This is a genomic window from Streptomyces sp. CRN 30 (assembly GCF_034105845.1).
The window spans coordinates 1-4,706 of record NZ_JAVRHI010000370.1 but is presented as its reverse complement, the minus strand read 5'-3'; the positions used below and the strand labels follow the sequence as shown (position 1 = coordinate 4,706).

At 72.4% G+C, this 4,706-nt stretch carries 4 protein-coding genes; all 4 read right to left on the bottom strand.

Annotated features, from left to right (window positions below; genetic code table 11):
* Positions 1-774 (bottom strand): glycosyltransferase (locus UW392_RS39260; protein WP_320780029.1); only part of this gene is annotated, 774 nt, incomplete at its 3' end.
* A 262-nt stretch (positions 775-1,036) separates the two neighbouring features.
* Complete coding sequence (locus UW392_RS39255; protein ID WP_320780028.1) at positions 1,037-2,401, bottom strand: phosphomannomutase/phosphoglucomutase; 1,365 nt, start codon at positions 2,399-2,401, stop codon at positions 1,037-1,039.
* Positions 2,402-2,515: 114 nt separating this feature from the next.
* Positions 2,516-4,132 carry an L-lactate permease gene (locus UW392_RS39250; protein ID WP_320780027.1) on the bottom strand — a complete coding sequence of 539 codons (1,617 nt, stop codon included), beginning with the start codon at positions 4,130-4,132 and terminating at the stop codon, positions 2,516-2,518.
* 222 nt (positions 4,133-4,354) lie between these two features.
* The coding region (locus tag UW392_RS39245) for a DUF3499 domain-containing protein (protein ID WP_320780026.1) at positions 4,355-4,706 on the bottom strand (352 nt) is incomplete at its 5' end.

Genomic DNA, 4,706 nt, shown 5'->3' with positions numbered 1-4,706 from the left:
CACCCGCTCGTAGAGCCCGAGCCGGTCGATCCGCGCCCGCAGCTTCGCGCGCTCGGGACCGCGCCCGTACAGGCGCAGGGTCCAGTCCGGATGGACGTCCGCGATCTTCGCGAAGGCGTCGATCAGCCGGTCGTACCGCTTGATGGGTATGAGCCGGCCGGCCGCCACGACGACGTTCGAGCGGAGGGCGGCGGGCTCGACCTCCGGTACGGGCACGCTGTTGGGGACGCACACGATCGACGTGGTCACGTCGGGCAGGGCGCGGCGGTACTGCTCGGCGTCCGCCTCGGAGACGGTGACGTACGCGTCGAGTCCGGCGATGGCGCGGTTCTGGTTCTCGCGCATCTCCTCGCCGTACGCGTCGAGGCTGAGGTGCTCCTGGCCGACGCGCAGGTAGTGGGGGCGGCCGTCGCGGGCCAGGAAGCCGTTGAGGTCGGGGCGCGTGGCGATGACGACGTCGGCGTCCGTCTCTCTCAGCCAGTTCCCGATGCGCTCCTCCTCCAGCGCCGTGTACGGCACGCTGTAGCGGAACATCGTGCACGGCGACTTCGTCAGCGGGTGGTCGCCCTCGTAGGACGGGCTGTCCGGGCGCAGGTCGACCAGGGCGGTCAGCCGCACCTCCGGGGCGAACGTCAGCTGCGGCGCGTCCTTGGGGCGCTGGACGCTCACCACCTCGACGTCGTGCCGGACGGAGAACGCCGAGGACAGGTTCGCGGTGGCACGGATGGTGCCGCCGATCCCGTAGGCGTTGTTGATCAGAAACGCGATCCTCATGCCGCTCCCCCGTGAGGTGTCTGGACGCGTGCGGGCGTCCGGAGCGGAAAGGGGACCGCCCCGTGTGATCCAGATCTCACGAAAAGACCAAAGGTTGCACTCATCTGGTCCAAGTGTGACGCATTCCATCTGTACGTGGCCTGAAATGCGTTCGTACGGGAGCTGACGCGCACGGGGACCGGGAGCAGGGGCGGGGCCACCCGCTCGTCGGCGAGTGGCCCCGTGAGGTGCTGCTGCCGGCGCGCGGCCGGGCGGGCTTCCGTCAGCCCCTGATGAGGGCCAGCGCCTCGTCTCGGATCTTGGTCATCGTGACCTCGTCGCGGGCCTCCACGTTCAGCCGCAGCAGGGGCTCCGTGTTGGACGGGCGCACGTTGAACCACCAGTCCGCCGACGTCACCGTCAGGCCGTCCAGCTCGTCCAGCTCCACGTCCTCGCGGCCCAGGTACGCCGCCCGGATCGCGGCGAGGCGGGCCGCCTGGTCGTCGACCGTGGAGTTGATCTCGCCGGAGCCCGCGTAGCGGTCGTACTGGGCCACCAGGGCCGACAGGGTGCCCTCCTGGCCGCCCAGGGCCGCCAGGACGTGGAGGGCGGCCAGCATGCCCGTGTCGGCGTTCCAGAAGTCACGGAAGTAGTAGTGCGCGGAGTGCTCGCCACCGAAGATCGCGCCGGTACGCGCCATCTCGGCCTTGATGAAGGAGTGGCCCACGCGCGTACGGACCGGGCTGCCGCCGTTCTCGCGGACGACCTCGGGGACCGACCACGACGTGATCAGGTTGTGGATGACCGTGCCGGAGCCGCCGTGCCTGGCCAGCTCGCGGGCGGCCACCAGCGCGGTGACGGCGGACGGCGGGACCGGGTCGCCGTTCTCGTCGACGACGAAGCAGCGGTCGGCGTCGCCGTCGAAGGCGATGCCGAGGTCGGCGCCCTCCTCTCGGACCCGCTTCTGCAGGTCGACGAGGTTGTCCGGGTCGAGCGGGTTGGCCTCGTGGTTCGGGAACGTGCCGTCCAGCTCGAAGTACATCGGCACCAGGTCGAGGGGCAGGCCCTCGAAGACCGTGGGCACGGTGTGCCCGCCCATGCCGTTGCCCGCGTCGACCACCACCTTCAAGGGCCGGATCGAGGTCAGGTCGACCAGGGAGCGCAGGTGCGCCGCGTAGTCCTCCAGCGTGTCGCGCCGGGTGACGGTGCCCGGCGCGGCGGCCGGCTCCGGGGCGCCCGTGTCGCTCCACCGCTCGACGAGCTCGCGGATCTCCGCCAGGCCGGTGTCCTGGCCGACGGGCGCGGCGCCCGCGCGGCACAGCTTGATGCCGTTGTACCGCGCGGGGTTGTGCGAGGCCGTGAACATGGCGCCCGGCAGGTCCAGTGCGCCCGACGCGTAGTAGAGCTGGTCGGTCGAGCACAGGCCGATCTCGGTGACGTCGACGCCGAGCGCGGCCGCCCCGCGCGCGAAGGCCCGGGACAGGCCGGGCGAGGAGGGCCGCATGTCGTGGCCGATCACGACGGCGGCCGCCCCGGTCACCTTCGCGAAGGCCGCTCCGAACAGCTCGGCCAGCGGTTCGTCCCACTGGTCCGGAACCACACCGCGTACGTCGTACGCCTTCACGATCGTCGACAGATCAGCAGCCACGGCCAACCCTCCTGAGGTCCACTTCGGTCGCCCCAAACTACCCGCCCGGGCCGACAGCGGGCCGCGCTCCGGCCGATGGCGTCGTCGCTGGGTGTGGCGGCCGTCCGCCCGGGATCACGGGAGCATCCACCCCAGTACGGGCGTGCTCTGCCCCACCACGATCAGACACATCACGAGCAACAGTCCGAGGCTCCATGGCAGCACCTTGCGCAGCAGGTCGCCCTCGCGTCCCGTGAGCCCCACGGCCGCCACCGCGATGGCCAGGTTCTGCGGCGAGATCATCTTGCCGAGCACACCGCCGGAGCTGTTGGCGGCGGCGAGCAGCTCGGGCGACAGACCCGCCTGGTGGGCGGCGTTCACCTGCAGTGCGCCGAAGAGCGCGTTGGCCGAGGTGTCCGAGCCCGTGACGGCGACGCCGAACCAGCCGAGGACCGGCGACAGGAAGGCCAGACCGGCCCCGGCCCCGGCGACGAAGTGGCCGATCGTGGCGGCCTGCCCGGAGAGGTTCATGACGTAGGCGAGGGCGAGCACGGACGTCACGGTGAGGATCGCGAACCGCAGCTCGAGCACGGTCGCCGCCCACTCCTTGACCGCCACGCGCGCGTGCACCCCCAGGACGGCCGCCGTGCAGATCCCGGCGAGCAGCACGAGCGTGCCGCCCGTCGAGACGACCGGCCAGGTGAACACGTTGGCGCCGACCGGGTCGCCGTCGGCGTCGGCGACGTTCAGGAAGGGCCAGTCGAAGGTCCGCGTCGCACCGGCCAGCCAGTCCTTCACCACGGGGATCTGTGCGACCGAGAAGACCGCCACGATGAGCGCGTAGGGGGCGTAGGCCCGCACGACCTCGCGCCGCGGGTCCTCCTCGTCCAGGTCCTCGCTGCGCGCGCCGGTGAGCACGGCGGCGCGCACCGGCTCGGCGGCGGGCCTGCGCGCCTGCGGTACGGCGACCAGGGCGGCCGCGCCCAGCAGGGCGGCGGCGATGTCGGCGAGCTGGGCGGAGACGTAGTTGGAGGCGACGAACTGCGCCACGGCGAAGGCGACGCCGCACGCGAGGGCGGGCACCCAGGTCTCGCGCAGCCCGCGCCGGCCGTCGACCAGCCAGACCAGCACGAGCGGCACGACGAGGGCGAGCAGCGGCGTCTGGCGGCCGACCACGGACGCCACGGAGTCCAGGGGCAGTTCGGTGACCTGGGCGAGGGTCACCACGGGCGTGCCCATCGCGCCGAAGGCGACCGGCGCGGTGTTGGCGACCAGCGCGATCACGGCCGCGCGCACCGGGTCGAAGCCGAGGGCGACGAGCATCACCGCGGAGATGGCGACCGGCGCGCCGAAGCCCGCGAGCGCCTCCAGGAGCGCGCCGAAGCAGAAGGCGACGACGAGTGCCTGGATGCGCGGATCGTCGGAGAGGCGCCCGAAGGAGCGACGCAGGATGTCGAAGTGACGGGTGCGGACGGTCATCCGGTACACCCACAGGGCGTTGACGACGATCCACATGATGGGGAAGAGGCCGAAGGCGGCGCCCTGGGCGGCGCCGGAGAGCGTCTGGCCGAGCGGCATGCCGTAGGCGAGCCAGGCGACGAGTCCGGCCGCCAGCAGGCCGGTCGCGCCCGCGAGATGGGCTTTCATGCGCACCGCGCCCAGCAGGACCAGGACGATGACGAGGGGCAGGGTCGCGACGAGTGCGGACAGGCCGAGCGAGCCGGCCACGGGTTCCAGTTCCTGGACGTACAACGGGTTGCCTCCCCGGTTTCCGTCAGGTTTCCGTCATGCGGAAGTGAGTTCTCACGAGTACCGCGTACCGGAATGGTCGTGTCCGCGCCGACGGGACGTCAATGCGCTTGCGCGGACGGGATGTTGTCGTCGCGTCGTGTCGTCACGAGGGGAGGAGGGGTGCGGCGGAGCCGGCGCCGCGGCCGAGGAGTCGCCGTACGGGCCGCGCGGGCCGGACGTGCCTCAGTTGTCCGGTGAGCGCAGGACCCGCAGATGACCCCGGCGCGCGACCTCCATCGGGTCGACCGCGCGATCGCCCGCGGTGGCCTCCGCGGTGCGCTGCTGCGGACGGGCCGCCTCGCGCACGGCGTTGGCGAGCGCCTCCAGGTCGTCACCGCTGGGCCGGGCGGGGGCCGAGCCGTCGAGGAGCCGTACGACCTCCCAGCCGCGCGGCGCGGTGAGGCGCTCGGAGTGCTCGGCGCACAGGTCGTAGCAGTGGGGTTCGGCGTAGGTGGCGAGCGGGCCGAGGACCGCGGTCGAGTCGGCGTAGACGTACGTCAGCGTCGCTACGGCGGGACGGCCGCAAGCGGTGCGC